The 16,994-nt window shown below is 60.3% G+C and carries 12 protein-coding genes; 5 read left to right on the top strand and 7 right to left on the bottom strand.

Annotation, left to right across the window (positions count from 1 at the left end; genetic code table 11):
* Nucleotides 1–118: 118 nt before the first annotated feature.
* Nucleotides 119–1,582 (bottom strand): glyceraldehyde-3-phosphate dehydrogenase, encoded by a 1,464-nt coding sequence (locus ACE04F_RS14155; protein WP_486107602.1) that lies wholly within the window; start codon nt 1,580–1,582, stop codon nt 119–121.
* Between the two features lie 168 nt (nt 1,583–1,750).
* Between ACE04F_RS14155 and mfd the strand changes: the two genes are divergently transcribed.
* Genes mfd through ACE04F_RS14140 form a run of 3 tightly spaced genes read left to right on the top strand, consistent with a single transcriptional unit; the run spans nt 1,751 to nt 8,482 of the window.
* Nucleotides 1,751–5,200: a transcription-repair coupling factor gene (gene mfd, locus ACE04F_RS14150; RefSeq protein ID WP_486107600.1), complete on the top strand. Its 3,450-nt coding sequence runs from the start codon at nt 1,751–1,753 to the stop codon at nt 5,198–5,200.
* Between the two features lie 10 nt (nt 5,201–5,210).
* Nucleotides 5,211–5,777, top strand: coding sequence for a CsiV family protein (locus ACE04F_RS14145; RefSeq protein ID WP_486107598.1), 567 nt, complete (start codon nt 5,211–5,213; stop codon nt 5,775–5,777).
* Between the two features lie 11 nt (nt 5,778–5,788).
* Nucleotides 5,789–8,482 carry a DEAD/DEAH box helicase gene (locus ACE04F_RS14140; protein WP_486107596.1) on the top strand — a complete coding sequence of 898 codons (2,694 nt, stop codon included), beginning with the start codon at nt 5,789–5,791 and terminating at the stop codon, nt 8,480–8,482.
* Between the two features lie 74 nt (nt 8,483–8,556).
* On the opposite strand, the gene ACE04F_RS14135 is transcribed toward ACE04F_RS14140, so the two are convergent.
* The 4 genes from ACE04F_RS14135 to ACE04F_RS14120 all read right to left on the bottom strand — a co-directional run bounded on the left by ACE04F_RS14135 (nt 8,557) and on the right by ACE04F_RS14120 (nt 14,606).
* Nucleotides 8,557–11,850: a DEAD/DEAH box helicase gene (locus tag ACE04F_RS14135; RefSeq protein WP_486107594.1), complete on the bottom strand. Its 3,294-nt coding sequence runs from the start codon at nt 11,848–11,850 to the stop codon at nt 8,557–8,559.
* Between the two features lie 114 nt (nt 11,851–11,964).
* Nucleotides 11,965–12,705 carry an S-methyl-5'-thioinosine phosphorylase gene (locus ACE04F_RS14130; protein ID WP_486107592.1) on the bottom strand — a complete coding sequence of 247 codons (741 nt, stop codon included), beginning with the start codon at nt 12,703–12,705 and terminating at the stop codon, nt 11,965–11,967.
* A gap of 11 nt (nt 12,706–12,716) precedes the next feature.
* Nucleotides 12,717–13,727, bottom strand: coding sequence for a beta-N-acetylhexosaminidase (gene nagZ / locus ACE04F_RS14125; protein WP_486107590.1), 1,011 nt, complete (start codon nt 13,725–13,727; stop codon nt 12,717–12,719).
* A 171-nt stretch (nt 13,728–13,898) separates the two neighbouring features.
* Nucleotides 13,899–14,606: a TetR/AcrR family transcriptional regulator gene (locus ACE04F_RS14120; RefSeq protein WP_181286907.1), complete on the bottom strand. Its 708-nt coding sequence runs from the start codon at nt 14,604–14,606 to the stop codon at nt 13,899–13,901.
* A gap of 241 nt (nt 14,607–14,847) precedes the next feature.
* Here ACE04F_RS14120 and lexA point away from each other — a divergent pair, with 241 nt between their 5' ends.
* Both lexA and sulA read left to right on the top strand, forming a co-directional pair.
* Entirely contained in the window at nt 14,848–15,456 is a 609-nt protein-coding gene (gene lexA, locus ACE04F_RS14115) for a transcriptional repressor LexA (RefSeq protein ID WP_030139954.1), read from the top strand.
* Nucleotides 15,457–15,466: 10 nt separating this feature from the next.
* A complete protein-coding gene (sulA, locus tag ACE04F_RS14110; RefSeq protein WP_003199648.1) occupies nt 15,467–15,940 on the top strand; it encodes an SOS-induced cell division inhibitor SulA in 474 nt (157 codons plus the stop codon).
* 71 nt (nt 15,941–16,011) lie between these two features.
* On the opposite strand, the gene ACE04F_RS14105 is transcribed toward sulA, so the two are convergent.
* Both ACE04F_RS14105 and ACE04F_RS14100 read right to left on the bottom strand, forming a co-directional pair.
* The gene (locus ACE04F_RS14105; RefSeq protein ID WP_003183419.1) at nt 16,012–16,245 is read right to left on the bottom strand and encodes a hypothetical protein; all 234 of its coding nucleotides are present in this window, start codon (nt 16,243–16,245) and stop codon (nt 16,012–16,014) included.
* Nucleotides 16,246–16,349: 104 nt separating this feature from the next.
* Nucleotides 16,350–16,874 carry a DUF6586 family protein gene (locus tag ACE04F_RS14100; protein WP_486107587.1) on the bottom strand — a complete coding sequence of 175 codons (525 nt, stop codon included), beginning with the start codon at nt 16,872–16,874 and terminating at the stop codon, nt 16,350–16,352.
* Nucleotides 16,875–16,994 lie beyond the last annotated feature (120 nt).

Genomic DNA, 16,994 nt, shown 5'->3' with positions numbered 1-16,994 from the left:
TCGGTCAACTGTGGGAGCGAGCCTGCTCGCGAAGGGGCCAGCCCAGGCACTACAAAATCCCAGGTAAAAAAAACGCCCCGACAAGTCGGGGCGTTTTTTACCAGCAGCTAAAGCTTACTTAGCGCGGGAACGCAGGCGGATTCACATCAGCCATGTCTTCCATCACGCGAACCACCTGGCAGCTGTAGCCGAACTCGTTGTCATACCAGACGTACAGGACAACACGATTGTCCTGGACGATGGTCGCTTCGGCGTCGACAACGCCGGCGTGGCGCGAGCCGACGAAGTCGGTGGACACCACTTCCTGAGAGTTGACGAAGTCGATCTGCTTGTGCAGGTCGGAGTGCAGCGCCATGTAGCGCAGGTACTCGTTCATCTCTTCACGAGTGGCGGCTTTCTCAAGGTTCAGGTTGAGAATGGCCATCGACACGTTCGGCGTCGGCACCCGAATGGCGTTGCCGGTCAGTTTCCCAGCGAGCTCAGGCAAGGCCTTGGCAGCAGCAGTGGCGGCACCGGTCTCGGTGATGACCATGTTCAACGCGGCGCTACGGCCACGGCGATCGCCCTTGTGGAAGTTGTCGATCAGGTTCTGGTCGTTGGTGTACGAGTGAACGGTTTCGACGTGACCGTTGATGATGCCGAACTTGTCATTCACGGCCTTGAGCACCGGCACGATGGCGTTGGTGGTGCAGGAAGCAGCGGAGATGATCTTGTCGTCAGCGGTGATTTCGGTGTGGTTGATACCGTGAACGATGTTCTTCAGCTTGCCCTTGCCAGGCGCAGTCAGGACAACGCGGTCGATACCCGGGCAGGCCAGGTGCTGGCCCAGGCCGTCGGCGTCACGCCATACACCGGTGTTGTCCACCAGCAATGCGTCCTTGATGCCGTACTGGGTGTAGTCCACCTCAGTCGGGTTCTTCGCGTAGATCACCTGGATCAGGTTGCCGTTGGCGGTGATGGTGTTGTTTTCTTCGTCGATGGTGATGGTGCCGTTGAAGGAACCGTGCACCGAGTCGCGGCGCAGCAGGCTGGCACGCTTGGTCAGGTCGTTCTCGGCGCCCTTGCGCACGACGATGGCGCGCAGGCGCAGGCCGTCGCCACCACCGGTTTTCTCGATCAGGATACGCGCCAGCAGGCGGCCGATACGGCCAAAGCCGTACAGCACGACGTCGGTACCTTTGCGAGGCGAAGCATTTTGCTGGCCAACCACATCAGCCATCTCTTCGCGAACGAACTGCTCGGCGCTACGGCCATTGGCTTCGTTACGGAATTTGAACGCCAGCTTGCCCAGGTCCACCGAGGCCGCGCCGAGCTTGAGCTCGCTCATGGCCTTGAGCAGGGGGAATGTTTCGTGGACGGAGAGTTCGCTGTCGTCGGACGAACGGTGGCGAGCAAAGCGGTGGGCCTTGAGGATCGCGATGACAGACTGGTTGATCAGGCTGCGGCCATAGATCGAGCTCACCACGTTGTTATTGCGGTAGAGCTGACCGATGAGAGGGATCATCGCTTCTGCGAGAGCTTCACGATCAATCCATTCACCAAGACACTGGTCGGGCTTCTGAGTCACGGTAACCTTCCACATGTAGGGGCTGAAAAAAGGGGCTACATTATGCCGCCGAGTCATCGGCGGAGCAATGCGCGCCCGTCGCGCCGTGGTTTTGCGTTCCTGCAGCATAGTCCGCGACTGACAGAAGCCCCCTTCCCCCGCTACAATTGTCGACTTTGTCGCAACGCTGGAGCTCAACCTTCCGTGCCCGTTCTGCGTCTTCCGCTTCTCCCTGCCGCGGCAGGTAAACAGCACTGGGGCAACCTGCCCGGTGCCGCCCTGAGCCTGGCTATCGCCGAGGCTGCCAGCGCTGCAAAGCGCTTCACCCTGTTGTTGACCGCCGACAGCCAGAGCGCCGAGCGGCTGGAACAGGAGCTGGGTTTCTTCGCCCCGGATTTGCCAGTGCTGCATTTCCCGGATTGGGAAACCCTGCCCTACGACCTTTTTTCGCCGCACCAGGACATCATTTCCCAGCGCATCGCCAGCCTTTACCGGCTGCCGGAGCTCAGTCATGGCGTTTTGGTAGTGCCGATCACGACAGCCCTACATCGCCTGGCGCCGACCCAGTTCCTGCTGGGCAGCAGCCTGGTGCTGGACATCGGCCAGAAGCTCGACGTCGAGCAAATGCGCACCCGGCTTGAGGCCAGCGGCTACCGCTACGTCGATACGGTGTACGAGCACGGCGAGTTCACGGTCCGCGGCGCGTTGATCGACCTGTTCCCGATGGGCAGCAAATTGCCCTATCGCATCGACCTGTTCGATGACGAAATCGAGACCTTGCGCACCTTCGACCCGGAAAACCAGCGCTCCATCGACAAAGTACAGTCGATCCGCCTGTTGCCGGCCAAGGAATTCCCCCTGCAAAAAGACGCCGTGACGCGTTTCAAGGCGCGGTTTCGCGAGCGTTTCGACGTGGACTTCCGCCGCTGCCCGATCTTCCAGGATTTGAGCAGCGGCATTACCCCGGCCGGTATCGAGTATTATCTGCCGCTGTTCTTCGAAGAAACCTCCACGCTGTTCGATTACCTGCCCCAGGACACCCAGGTATTCTCCCTGCCCGGCATCGAGCAAGCGGCAGAAAACTTTTGGAATGACGTGCGCAACCGCTACGAAGAGCGGCGTGTCGACCCGTCCCGTCCTTTGTTGCCACCCGCCGAGTTGTTCCTGCCGGTTGAAGACTGCTTCGCCCGCCTCAAGAGCTGGCCGCGCGTGGTGGCGAGCCAACAGGACGTGGAAACCGGCGCTGGTCGCGAACGCTTCCCCGCCAAGCCACTGCCGGACCTGGCAATCGAAGCCAAGGCCACGCAACCGTTGGCGGCCCTGGCCGGTTTCCTCGATGAATTCCCTGGCCGCGTGCTGTTCACCGCCGAGTCCGCCGGCCGTCGCGAAGTATTGCTGGAGCTGCTCGAACGCCTGAAGCTGCGACCGAAGACTGTCGACAGCTGGCCGGATTTCGTCGCCGGCAAGGATCGTTTGGCAATCACCATCGCGCCACTCAATGATGGGCTGGTCCTGGATGACCCCGCCCTGGCCCTGGTCGCCGAGAGTCCGTTGTTTGGCCAGCGGGTGATGCAGCGTCGCCGTCGCGAGAAGCGCGCCGACGCCGCCAACGACGCGGTCATCAAGAACCTCACCGAGCTGCGCGAAGGCGCGCCGGTGGTGCACATCGACCACGGCGTGGGCCGCTACCTGGGCCTGGCGACCCTGGAGATCGAAAACCAGGCCGCCGAATTCCTCACTCTGGAATACGCCGAGGGCGCCAAACTCTACGTGCCGGTGGCGAACCTGCACCTGATCGCCCGCTACACCGGCAGCGATGATGCGCTGGCGCCGCTGCATCGCCTGGGCTCGGAAACCTGGCAGAAAGCCAAGCGCAAGGCCGCCGAACAGGTGCGCGACGTGGCCGCCGAATTGCTTGATATCTACGCCCGTCGCGCCGCGCGCGAAGGCTACGCGTTCGCCGACCCGAAAGCCGATTACGAAACCTTCAGCGCCGGCTTCCCGTTCGAGGAAACCGTCGACCAGCAGACCACCATCGAAGCCGTGCGCGCCGACATGCTCGCGCCCAAGCCGATGGACCGACTGGTCTGCGGCGACGTCGGCTTCGGCAAGACCGAAGTGGCGATGCGCGCCGCGTTCATCGCCGTGCACGGCGGCAAGCAGGTGGCGATCCTGGTGCCGACCACCCTGCTCGCCCAGCAGCACTACAACAGTTTCCGCGACCGCTTCGCCGACTGGCCGGTGACCGTGGAAGTGATGAGCCGCTTCAAGTCGACCAAGGAGGTGAATGCCGCCGTGGCCGACCTGGCCGAGGGCAAGATCGACATCGTCATCGGTACGCACAAACTGCTCCAGGACGACGTGAAATTCAAAAGCCTCGGGCTGGTGATCATCGACGAAGAACACCGTTTCGGGGTGCGCCAGAAAGAACAGCTCAAGGCGCTGCGCAGTGAAGTCGACATCCTGACCCTGACGGCCACGCCGATCCCCCGGACGCTGAACATGGCAGTGTCGGGCATGCGCGACCTGTCGATCATCGCCACGCCGCCGGCCCGCCGCCTGTCGGTGCGCACGTTCGTGATGGAGCAGAACAAAAGCACGGTCAAGGAAGCGCTGCTGCGGGAGCTGCTGCGCGGCGGCCAGGTCTATTACCTGCACAACGACGTGAAGACCATCGAGAAATGCGCCGCCGACCTCGCCGAGCTGGTGCCTGAAGCCCGCATCGGCATCGGCCACGGACAGATGCGCGAGCGCGAACTCGAACAGGTGATGAGCGACTTCTATCACAAGCGCTTCAACGTGTTGATCGCCTCGACCATCATCGAGACCGGCATCGACGTGCCAAGCGCCAACACCATCATCATCGAGCGCGCCGACAAGTTCGGCCTGGCCCAGTTGCACCAGTTGCGCGGCCGGGTCGGACGCAGCCACCACCAGGCCTATGCCTACCTGCTGACGCCGCCGCGCCAGCAGATCACCCCAGACGCGGAAAAGCGCCTGGAGGCCATCGCCAACACCCAGGACCTCGGCGCCGGCTTCGTGCTGGCCACCAATGACCTGGAAATCCGTGGCGCCGGCGAATTGCTCGGCGACGGCCAGAGCGGCCAGATCCAGGCCGTCGGCTTCACGCTGTACATGGAAATGCTCGAACGCGCGGTCAAGTCGATTCGCAAGGGCGAGCAACCGAACCTCGACCAGCCCCTGGGCGGCGGGCCGGAGATCAACCTGCGGGTACCAGCGCTGATCCCGGAAGACTATCTGCCGGACGTCCATGCGCGGCTGATCCTCTACAAACGCATCGCCTCGGCCACCGACGAAGAAGGCCTCAAGGACTTGCAGGTGGAAATGATCGACCGCTTCGGCCTGCTCCCGGAGCCAACCAAGAACCTGGTGCGCACCACGCTGCTCAAGCTCAAGGCCGAGCAACTGGGCATCAAGAAAGTCGACGGCGGGCCCAACGGCGGCCGCATCGAATTCGAAGCCCAGACGCCGGTCGATCCGCTAGTACTGATCAAGCTGATCCAGGGCCAGCCCAAACGCTACAAGTTCGAAGGCGCCACGATGTTCAAGTTCATGGTGCCCATGGAACGCCCGGAAGAGCGTTTTAATACCGTGGAGGCGCTGTTCGAGCGCCTCACTCCGACCACTGTTTGAAGGACGCCCGATGCGCCTGTTTCGCTCCTTGACGTTGTTGATGCTCCTGGTCGCCCCCCTGGCCTTCGCCGACGATCTGTATCAGGTGGAAATGATCCTGGTTCGCCAGAACGCCGAACCGGCCATTATCAGTCGCGCCGCACCGGAAGACTGGGACGCCGGCGCACAACGCCTGGGCGCGGACAGCCAGCGCACGCCGGCATTGGGCAACATCGTCGAGAAACTCAATGCCAGCGGCCAATACAGCGTGCTGATGCATAAGGCCTGGCAACAGAACCTCGGCGAACAGGGCAGCAAGATCGCCGTCAGCGACGGCGCCGAACAGTTCGGCCAGTTCCCCATCGAGGGCACCCTGGAGCTGAAACTGGGTCGTTTTACCGACGTCGACGCCGACTTCTGGGTCAACCAGATCGACGCCAATGGCCTGGTCACCGCCAGCGAACGCCTCAAGCAACAGAGCCACACCAAGAACGGCCAGCTGAATTTCCTCGATAACGGCCACCTCGGCCTGCTGATCAAGATCACTTCGCTGACCGCGCCCGCGCCACGGCAGGCGCCCGAAGCGATTCCGGACTGACCGGCGCGCCTATGCCCTCGCCCCTGAGCAAACCCCTGGCACCCTCCTGGGTCAATCGATTCAAGGAACAAAGCCTGGAGCGCGGACGCCGATACGCGCTGGAGAATCGCGTCAGGATCGTCGAGACAGGCGACAGCACCGTCATCGCCAGCTGCGAAGGCTCTGGCGGCAGCGTCTATCGTCAGACCATTCGCCTCAAGGAGTCAGCCAAGGGCACGCTGATCCTGCTCGAAGCGGCCTGCTCCTGCCCGGTGCGCATCAACTGCAAACATTGCGCAGCGGTCTTGTTGCAGGTCCAGGAAACCCTGGCCTACCCAGCCGCCGAAAAAGACGCACACCTGCTGGAAAAACTCCAGGCGGTGCTCGACAACCGCAGCCCCAAGGCTCCGCCGCAGGTGCTGGTGGAAAACGTGCAACCGGTGCCGCGCCTGTGGCTGGCGAGTATCGAGTTCAGCGCCTTCGAGCCGCGCAACGGCAAAATGCAGCGCTACATCCAGCACCGCGCCGCCCTGTCCTTCAGCTACCTGGACGAATACGTCAGCGGCCAGCGCAACACCGACGTACTGATTCGCCAGGAAACCCAGACGCTGCGCATAAAACGCCAAACCGATGTGGAACAGTCCTACCGCGAGCAACTGCGAATCCTCGGCTTCAAAATCGCGACCCGGCAAAGCAAGGCGCTCCCGGAAAGCGCTGGCGAGCTTTACGAGATGGTCAACGACAGTGCCTGGTTGACCTTTACCCTCAATGACCTGCCAAAACTGCGCAACCAAGGTTGGGAGCTGCAGATCGACGAAGACTTCGGCTTCGACCTGACGGCCGTGGACGAGTGGTACGCCAGCGTCGAGGAAACTCCGGAGCGAGACTGGTTTGATCTGGAACTGGGGATCATCGTCAACGGCGAGCGCTTGAGCCTGCTGCCGATCCTGCTGAACCTGATGCGCTCGCACATCGAGCTGTTCAACCCGGAACGCCTGGCCCGGCGCCGCGATGACGAACTCATCCTGGTCAACTTGCCGCACCGCCCCAACTCGGAATTCGGCCCGCAGCAAGTCGCGCTGCCCTATGGACGCCTGAAACCGGTACTGGCGACCCTCGGCGAGTTTTACCTGCAAGAACCCGGCACCAGCAAACTGCGCCTGAACAGCGCGGACGCCCTGCGCCTGAACCCGCTGCAAGACATGCCGCTGCGCTGGGAAGGTGGCGAACACATCCGTGGCCTGGCCCAGCGGCTGCGCGACATCAAGGATTACACCGCCACAGCGCCGGAAGGCTTGAACGCCACGCTGCGGCCCTATCAGCTCGAAGGCCTGAGCTGGATGCAATCGCTACGACAACTGGAGGTTGGCGGCATTCTCGCGGATGACATGGGCCTGGGCAAAACCCTACAGACCCTGGCGCACATCCTTAGCGAAAAAAACGCCGGCCGCCTCGACAGACCGTGCATGGTGGTGATGCCGACGAGCCTGATTCCCAACTGGCTCGATGAAGCCAGCCACTTCACCCCGCAGCTCAAGGTATTGGCGCTGTACGGTGCCGGACGCAAGAAACATTTCGAACGGTTGGCCGACTACGACCTGATCCTGACCACCTATGCATTGCTGCCCAAGGATGTCGAGCGCCTTAAAGAGCAACCGCTGCACGTATTGATCCTGGATGAAGCCCAGTACATCAAGAACCCCACCAGCAAGGCCGCCCAGGCCGCCCGTGAGCTCGATGCCCGGCAGCGGTTGTGCCTGTCCGGCACGCCACTGGAAAACCACCTGGGTGAATTGTGGTCGCTGTTTCATTTCCTGTTACCGGGCTGGCTCGGCGACATCAAGGATTTCAACCGCGACTACCGGGTGCCGATCGAAAAACGCGGCAGCGCCGTACGATTGCAGCACCTTAACGGTCGGATAAAACCGTTTCTGCTGCGCAGGACCAAGGAACAGGTCGCAACCGAATTGCCGCCAAAGACCGAGATCATCCACTGGGTCGAACTCAGCGACGCCCAGCGGGACGTCTACGAAACCATGCGCCTGGCGATGGACAAGAAGGTGCGTGACGAGATCACCCGCAAAGGCGTGGCGCGCAGCCAGATCATCATCCTCGAGGCGCTGCTCAAGCTGCGCCAGGTGTGCTGCGACCTGCGCCTGATCAGCGACGCCGCCCTGCCAACCCGAGGCAGCGCTTCGGGCAAGCTCGACAGCCTGATGGAAATGCTTGAGGCATTATTTGAAGAAGGTCGGCGGGTGCTGCTGTTTTCCCAGTTCACGTCCATGCTGGCGCTGATCGAAGACGAACTGAAAAAGCGCGGTGTGGAATACGCCATCCTGACCGGCCAGACCCGAGACCGACGCACTCCGGTGAAGGAATTCCAGAGCGGCAAGCGTCAGATCTTTCTGATCAGCCTGAAGGCCGGAGGTGTGGGTCTGAACCTGACGGAAGCGGACACGGTGATTCACTACGACCCGTGGTGGAACCCGGCCACCGAAAACCAGGCAACCGACCGCGCCTATCGCATCGGCCAGGAGAAGCCGGTGTTCGTCTACAAGCTGATAGCCCGGGGAACGGTCGAAGAAAAGATCCAACTCCTGCAGAAGGAAAAATCCGATCTCGCGGCCGGCGTGCTGGATGGGCGCGTGGCCGGGGACTGGAAACTGCAGAACGAAGACATCGAGGCGTTGTTCGCACCGCTGCCGGATAAGCTGGAGAAACGCTGAGGTTGGTTTATGCCTGTGGGAGCAAGCCCGCTCGCGATGGCTGACTTTCAAACGACATGGACTGAATGTGCGGATCAGGCCTTGGGCAACGGAGCAAACAATGCTTCGATGTCGCTTTGCTCAAGCTTCCATCCTCCCGCTGCTCCGCCATCCAACACCCCGCCTGTCAATGCCGCCTTGTTCTCCTGGAGGGCCTGTATCTTCTCCTCCACCGTACCCCGGGCAATCAGCTTGTAAACGAAAACAGGCTTGTTTTGACCGATCCGATAAGCCCGGTCGGTCGCCTGATTTTCCACCGCCGGATTCCACCACGGATCGAAGTGGATAACGGTATCGGCAGCCGTCAGATTGAGTCCTGTACCACCCGCCTTGAGGCTGATCAGAAAAAGCGACACCTTGCCACTCTGGAAATCCCTCACCGGTGTACGACGATCGACCGTACTACCGGTCAACAGCGAATAGGCAAGGCTGCGCTTTTGCAGTTCTTCCTCAATCAACGCCAACATGGAGGTGAACTGGGAAAACAACAGGATCTTGCGTCCTTCGCTGAGCAGTTCTTCGAGCATCTCCATCAAGCTGACCAACTTGCCACTGCCAAAGCGCGGTGTTTTAGTGGCTTGCTCGGTATTGAGCAATCGCAGATCGCAACAGACCTGGCGTAGCTTGAGTAACGCGTCAAGGATGATGATCTGGCTACGAGCCACGCCGCTGCGAGCAATTTCGTCGCGGACTTTCTTGTCCATGGCCACGCGCACCGTTTCATAGACATCCCGCTGCCCGTCGCTGAGATCGACCCAATGGGTGATTTCGGTCTTGGGCGGCAGCTCGGTCGCGACCTGTTCCTTTTTTCGGCGCAGCAAGAAGGGTTTTATGCGGGCAATCAAATGCCGCATGCGCTCCTGATTGCCGTGTTTTTCGATGGGCGTGCGATAGTCACGATTGAAGGTTTTGCTATCTCCCAACCAGCCGGGCAATAGAAAGTGAAACAATGACCAGAGTTCGCCGAGGTGATTTTCCAGCGGCGTGCCGGACAGACACAGACGCTGCCGGGCGTCGAGGTCGCGAGCAGCCTGGGCGGCCTTACTGGCAGGATTCTTGATATTTTGTGCCTCATCAAGAATCAGCACACTCCAGGCCTGGGGCTTCAATACCTCCAGATCCCGCGGCAACAAGGCATAAGTGGTCAATATCAGATCGTACTGACCAAGGCTGGCAAAGTCTTTTTGCCGGGCCGCACCATGAAGTGCCAGCACGCTGAGCTGAGGCGTAAAGCGTGCTGCTTCGTCGAGCCAGTTGGGAATCAGGCTGGTGGGCATGACCGCTAGCGCCGGGACATCGAGGCGCCCTGCTTGTTTCTCGCACAGCAAATGAGTCAGGGTCTGTAGAGTTTTGCCCAAGCCCATGTCATCACCCAGAATGCCGCCCACTTCCAGCTCGCGCAGGGCTTGCATCCAGTTAAGCCCTTCGAGTTGGTACGGCCGCAGCACAGCCTTGAGCCCATCGGGCGCCGGGACATGCACATGGGTCGCCTCATGCAACCTTTTGGCAAATGTGCGCAGTCTTTCTCCGCCCTTCCACACCAATGGCACGCCTTCGAGCGCATTGAGCCTGGCCGCATCAAAGGCGTTCAAACGTATCGAGTCACCCCGGTGTTCTTTCATGTACAACTCACCGAGGGTAGCCATCAACGGCTTGACGCGCCCATACGGCAACGCGACCCTCACGGAGGGGCCTGCCATGAACGTTCCACTGTTGAGCTCAAGCAACAACAACTGTTCATCACTGCGCTGATCGAGATTGGCCGGTTCCATCATCTCGGGACTTGAGCGAAGCAGATAAAGCAAAATCGGCAGAAGACTGTGCCGCTTGCCATTAACGACAATACCCAACTGCAGATCAAACCACTCCCGCCCCGGAGATTCCTCGATGTCGGCGTACAACTGCTCCACAGGTTGCAGGTCGAAGTAAAATCCATCTTCGATATCGACTCGCCAATGGGCGGCCCGCAATTGCGGCAAGCCTTTATCCATGAATGCCAACCAGGCAGCATCATCCGGCATCTGGAACAGCTCACCCGCGCTGCTTGCGAGTGCGAGGCTCTTGCGGCTGGCCTGTTTGAATCCTGCCTTACGTAGAGTGGTGCGAAAGGCCTGTTCGAGATCCGGCTTGCGCTGGATGCGCAGAGTCTCGGTCCCGGACAGAATCGAGATCTCGGTGGGGGCTTTATCGTCGGCAGCATGACCATCGTAAATAAAGGTCAACGCCGCACGATGTTCTGGAACCGATTTCCAGTGCCGAAGATTGAGCGCACTTCCCAACGTCAGCACCGCCCGTGGCTCGATATCGTCGATGATGCGTTCAGTGAGTTTTTTCGGAGGAGGGATTGCCAGACCGGCAGCGTTGATCCGATGGCTGAAAAGCGCAGCCTGGTGAGCGGGCACCTCTGGCGCAAGGCTTAAATGGCAAGCCAGCTTGTCGTCCATTTCATAGGTGAGCCGACCGAGCTCCTGGCGTGCCACATCCAGATAATGAAGCGGCTCAAGCACCAGAATCCTACCCGGCAGTTGATCGACACCTTGCCACTGAGGCAGGTAGTTACCGCTGGGTTGCTCAGCCCAGGAAAACTGTACCGACTTCTGAGGCCCCGCCCGTAGCGGCTGCGACGGTTCAAGCTCGAGAAACAGGCGGCAAGACTGCAAGGCAAGCGCAAGCACATCAGCGCCATTGCGTCCGCGCAGCGGATAGCTATTCATTTGCCCATGAAAACGTTGAGTGCTGATCAACAAGCGACCGATCTGCTGGTCAATGTCGAACAGGAAATTCGGCAAACTAATCAACATGTCCGCAAGTTGGTAAAACGCTTTCATATCTCGCAAGGAACCATCATTGAGCTGACGCCCCTTGAAGAGTTCCAGTACCCATTGGCCGGTGTGCGTATTCTTGAGCTTGTAGAGAAGCCGGATATCCGTGTTCTTTTCGTTCGCCGCCGAATCAGGACCCTGCTTAGGTATATGCTCGATCCAGGCCTCAAGATCGCGGCTCAGACGCTCGCCACCGGAGCCTCCCTGCAACACTTGCTCATCCCACATCAAGTGGAACATGACCGCCACACAATGTTTGCAGTCGCCGCCACCTGGGCATGAGCATTCGTAACGAACATCGTCATAACCCTGGTGGCGAACGAGCTCGATCACCTGCTGATAGACACTGGTACCGGCTCCTTCACACTCAGCGTGAACCGATCGTTCGTCTACCTGCAATATCCGGACTCTTTCTTCCTCGGCGTAGTCGAACCCGCGAGCGAGTGTACGTTGACCGAACGAATCCGCCCATTCAGTCTCAAGAAGTTCTGCAATCGATTCAATCATGGCCAAGGACTTCATGAAAGATAATGAAACCGGGAGCCGGAGCCATCCGGGAACCGTATATTAACGGGGCTTCCATCGGGGAACGCCTCTGCGCCCGCTTTTTCGCCGGCGCCACTATCCAGCCATCAACACCCGCGCCAGGGTCGACTTCACCTTCCCCATCCCGTCATGCAGCGCCTGCTCGATCTCGGCCATGGTGATCACCGCCGTGGATTTGCCTGCCGCCGGATTAACCACCAGGGCCAGGCACGCATAGTCCAACTCCAGCTCGCGAGCCAATGCTGCTTCCGGCATTCCGGTCATGCCGACGATGTCGCAGCCATCGCGTTCCAGGCGGGCGATTTCAGCCACCGTTTCCAGGCGCGGTCCTTGCGTGCAGGCATAGACGCCGTGGCTGCTGTAGCCGCAGCCTTCGGCAGCCAGGGCGGCAATCAACTTCTCGCGCAGCGACTCCGTGTAGGGATAGCTGAAATCGATATGGGTAACCGCTTCCAGGTCATCGGCAAAATACGTGTGCTGGCGGCCACTGGTGTAATCGATCAACTGATGAGGCACGCAGAAATGTCCGGTGCCCATCGCCGCGTGGATCCCGCCCACGGCGTTGACCGCCAGGATGGCCTCGGCACCCGCCTGCTTCAGCGCCCAGAGATTGGCGCGATAGTTGACCTGGTGCGGCGGAAAACGATGAGGATGGCCATGACGGGCCAGGAACAGCACCTCACGCCCGGCATATTCGCCAATCTGCACCTCGGCCGATGGGGCGCCATAGGGCGTTTCCACCGCCAGGGACTGGCGAATGGTCAGGCCTTCCAGCTGGGTCAGGCCAGTGCCGCCGATAATTGCGTAAACGGTCATAACAAACGTCCTTAATCGATCAGTTGGGCAGCTTTTAATGCGCCAATCGCTGTCAGCCAACGCGGATCCTGACGGTACTCGGTACTGGCGAAGGCCTTGGCCCGCATGCGGGCGATCCGCGCTGATGGCTTGATCTTCAAGCGCTGGGCGGCGCTCAATGCCAGCTCTGCGGCAGCGCGGTCGTTGCACACCAGCCCCATATCGCAGCCGGCGGTCAATGCGGCCTCGATACGACTCGCGGCATCACCCACCACATGGGCACCGGCCATTGACAGGTCATCACTGAAAATCACCCCATCGAACTGCAACTCGCCCCGCAGGATGTCCTGCAACCAACGTCGGGAAAACCCGGCCGGGCTGGCATCCACCTGCGGATAGATCACATGGGCCGGCATCACGGCGGCAAGCTGCTTGCTCAGCCTGGCAAACGGCAGCAGATCGTTGGCGCGGATCTGTTCCAGACTGCGCTCATCATTGGGGATGGCCACATGGGAATCCGCCTCGGCCCAGCCGTGGCCCGGGAAATGCTTGCCCGTGGCGGCCATGCCCGCGGCGTTCATGCCCCGGATGAAGGCACCCGCCAACAATGCGGCGCGTTCGGGATCGCCCTCGAATGAACGACTGCCAACCACGGCACTGCGCTGATAATCGAGATCCAGCACCGGAGCGAAACTCAGATCGAGGCCCACCGCGAGCACCTCGGTGGCCATGATCCAGCCGCATTGTTCGGCCAGGTATTCGGCATTCGGCTTATCGGCAATGGCGCGCATCGCGGGCAGGCGCACGAATCCTTGGCGCAGGCGCTGGACACGCCCGCCCTCCTGATCGACCGCCAGCAGCAGGTCGGGACGGATGGCGCGGATCGCCGCACTCAGCTCGCGCACTTGGCGCGGATGCTCGATGTTGCGAGCGAAGATGATCAAGCCGCCCACTTCGGGCTGACGCAACAGATGGCGATCCTCGGCCGTCAGCCAGGTACCGGCGACGTCCACCATCAACGAGCCTTGCAGGCCTGCAGTCATAGCAATTCCTTAGTAACGATGGATGCGCACGGCGACGCATGCACGATGACGCCGCCAGGCTCCAGGCCTGGCAGGTCGCACATCGGCGATGAAATTTGAAACGAACTCAAAGGGAGAATCGGCATGGGCGGCTAGCTTAGCGGATGTAAGCAGCCGCGCCCACCCGTGGCCTTACGCCTTGGCGAGCGCCGGGGCGGATTTGCTGCGAGGACGCAACTGGGCCGCCGCCATTGCCTCATCGGTGACACCGCTTTCGGCACGCATGCCGGCGGCCAGGAACGGCACCATCAGACGCATGACCTGTTCGATGGAGGTATTCACGCCAAAATCGGTTTCAGCGATGGCCCGCAGCGCTTTGATGCCAGACATGCTGAAGGCAGCGGCGCCCAGCATGAAGTGCACGCGCCAGAACAATTCAATCGGCGGTATGCGGGGCGCGGCTTCATTGACCAGCAACATATAGCGACGGAACACTTTCCCGTACATGTCTTCCAGATAACGCCGCAGGTGACCCTGGCTTTGACTGAATGCCAGGCCCAAAAGGCGCATGAAAATGGAAAGATCATTGCCGCTGCGTGGCTGAACCACGAGGGCCTGCTCGACCAGGATCTCGAGCAGCTCTTCCAGGGTGGGCTTGACGTCAGGCTTGGCCTGGCGACGCTCCAATTCACGGTCGAGACTGATACAGAACGGCCCGAGGAAACGTGAGAAAACCGCCTGGATCAGCGCTTTCTTCGAACCGAAGTGATAATTCACCGCAGCCAGGTTCACCCCAGCCTTGCTGGTTATCAGACGCAAAGAGGTTTCGGCGAAACCTTTTTCCGCGAACAACTGCTCCGCAGCATCGAGAATGCGTTCAACGGTTTCCGACTGGGCCATGGCTACTCCGCCTGACAAACACTTGTTTGAAACATACGTTTCAGCCCTGGGCTTGTCAAGCCTGCCGGGACGTTTTGCGAACGCTCGGTCAGGTATTTAACCACAGCTTTATATAGGCTGTAGCCCCACCGGTTACAACGGCCGAAACGACCGTCGAGCGGCGCACGAAAAAAGGGGCATTGCCAAGCGGCTCGCACTGTATATAATCCCAGTCACTGTATAAAAAGACAGAGCGATCGATATGCTAAAGCTGACGCCACGCCAAGCAGAGATTCTGGCCTTCATCAAACGTTGCCTCGAAGACAATGGCTACCCGCCAACCCGTGCGGAAATCGCTCAGGAACTGGGCTTCAAGTCGCCCAACGCGGCGGAAGAACACCTCAAGGCACTGGCCCGCAAGGGCGCGATCGAGATGACACCCGGTGCCTCGCGAGGCATTCGCATTCCTGGCTTCGAAGCCAAGGCCGACGAAACCACCCTGCCGATCATCGGTCGCGTAGCCGCCGGTGCTCCGATCCTCGCCCAGCAGCACGTTGAAGAATCCTGCAACATCAACCCCTCGTTCTTTCATCCGAGGGCTGATTACCTTCTGCGCGTGCATGGCATGAGCATGAAGGATATCGGCATCTTCGACGGCGATCTATTGGCTGTTCACACCACCCGCGAGGCTCGTAACGGTCAGGTCGTGGTGGCACGAATCGGCGACGAAGTCACCGTCAAGCGGTTCAAGCGCGATGGTAGCAAGGTCTGGCTGATAGCCGAAAATCCCGAGTTCGCCCCCATCGAAGTGGACCTGAAAGATCAGGATCTGGTCATCGAAGGCTTGAGTGTCGGCGTCATTCGCCGCTAAAGGAGGCTTTATGCAATTTCCTCACACACCACAGCACACGCAACTTCCGCTGTTCGAGGCATTCATGGCCCAACCGCTGGTTCCAGTCCTGAAAGAGGTCATCGAATCGCCTTGGGGCGTCGAGCCCGAGGCCTTCAGCGAATTGTCGTTGCGTGGTGCGGCCGGGAATTGCCTGAACCTGCTGGCACCTATTCTGCGAGAGTTGAGCCAGGACCAGGACGCTCGCTGGCTGACGCTGATCGCGCCACCCGCCAGCGTTACCCAGGCCTGGTTGCGGGATGCCGGTCTCAATCGTGAGCGGATCCTGCTATTGCAACCGCGCGGCACACAGAGCGCCCAGCAATTGACGTGCGAAGCGTTGCGCCTGGGTCGCAGTCATACCGTGGTCAGCTGGCTCAACCCCCTGACCGCGACAGCTCGCCAACAGTTGATCAGCGCCGCACGCACCGGGGACGCACAAAGCCTGAATATTCGACTGGGCTAAGACAAACGCAGGGCTTCTCCAGGACAGAGAAGCCAGAACAGCTATCAGATCTCAAAAGTCGCCGAACGGAATCAATGAAGAACCCGTGGCCCCTCTTCCTTGTTGAATTCGCCTTCAACCAGGCGGCCGGCCATTTGGACACCCACGCTCAGCATCGCCTTGGCGACTTCAACGTGTTGACCTTGTAGGAATACCTTGGCGTCCTCAGAGAAGTTCAGGGTAACCAGAGACCCCTCGTCTTCGGCCCGGCGCAGCTCGATGCGGCCATCAGGAAGCTCGACAATTTCTAGAAAGGACGTAGGCATAAAAGTCTGTTCTCCACGAAAGGCGGGGATTATATAGTCATCGGCCAGGCTTCGCTCGGGATCTTGACCAAGCGTCGTTAGCGAACGTTACGGGACGAACTGACTCAGCACTCGTTCAACCCTTCGCGAAAGCGAATGGCCAGGTTTTTGAGATTTTGCCGCCAGCTCTCCAACTCTTCCCGACTCAGCTCTTGCTCTGGCTCTTCTTCGTCAAGATTGACCGCCACGATTAGCGGCTGGGTCACGTCACCCTTAGGCTTGCGCGGAGCCCGTGGCGGCTGGAACAGCGCCTGATGGGCCGCCAGCAACCTGGCCAGCCAGGTTTCCGGGTTCTGCGCCAGCTCGACCATCTCGGCCAGCTCCGGAATTGCGATGGTTTCCAGCACCTCACGGGTCAGCACCAGTTCGGCTCGTGGCGCACTCGCCTGGGGCAAGCGATAAAAACCGGCGATTTCGTGGCATAGGCCCAACAACGCACCGTACAGATGAAACAACGCGGATTCGCGCCCCGCCTGGACCAAAGCCGTGGAATTCATCGCACGCCCATCCTCCGCCCGTGCAAGCGCTTCAAGCGAAAGGCCGGCGAAATAAATCTTCTGATTGGTGCGGGTATAGAGTTCGTGGGCCATGACGGCATCTCCCCAACGAAATAAAAGCGTCACGCAGGTGCGACAGTGTCGTGGATCAACCGAGGCCACTGCAAGCCAAAAACAGGAAGGCCGCATGGAAAACTATAGGTTTCATGCGGC

The sequence above is a fragment of the Pseudomonas sp. AGC41 genome (assembly GCF_057334555.1).
This window is presented reverse-complemented; position numbering and strand designations above follow the sequence as displayed.

Coding starts and splice junctions, on each gene's coding strand:
- ACE04F_RS14155 (WP_486107602.1), bottom strand. CDS start 1,582: ATGTGGAAGGTTACCGTGACTCAGAAGCCCGACCAGTGTCTTGGTGAA.
- ACE04F_RS14145 (WP_486107598.1), top strand. CDS start 5,211: ATGCGCCTGTTTCGCTCCTTGACGTTGTTGATGCTCCTGGTCGCCCCC.
- ACE04F_RS14140 (WP_486107596.1), top strand. CDS start 5,789: ATGCCCTCGCCCCTGAGCAAACCCCTGGCACCCTCCTGGGTCAATCGA.
- ACE04F_RS14135 (WP_486107594.1), bottom strand. CDS start 11,850: ATGATTGAATCGATTGCAGAACTTCTTGAGACTGAATGGGCGGATTCG.
- ACE04F_RS14130 (WP_486107592.1), bottom strand. CDS start 12,705: ATGACCGTTTACGCAATTATCGGCGGCACTGGCCTGACCCAGCTGGAA.
- nagZ (WP_486107590.1), bottom strand. CDS start 13,727: ATGACTGCAGGCCTGCAAGGCTCGTTGATGGTGGACGTCGCCGGTACC.
- ACE04F_RS14120 (WP_181286907.1), bottom strand. CDS start 14,606: ATGGCCCAGTCGGAAACCGTTGAACGCATTCTCGATGCTGCGGAGCAG.
- lexA (WP_030139954.1), top strand. CDS start 14,848: ATGCTAAAGCTGACGCCACGCCAAGCAGAGATTCTGGCCTTCATCAAA.
- sulA (WP_003199648.1), top strand. CDS start 15,467: ATGCAATTTCCTCACACACCACAGCACACGCAACTTCCGCTGTTCGAG.
- ACE04F_RS14105 (WP_003183419.1), bottom strand. CDS start 16,245: ATGCCTACGTCCTTTCTAGAAATTGTCGAGCTTCCTGATGGCCGCATC.
- ACE04F_RS14100 (WP_486107587.1), bottom strand. CDS start 16,874: ATGGCCCACGAACTCTATACCCGCACCAATCAGAAGATTTATTTCGCC.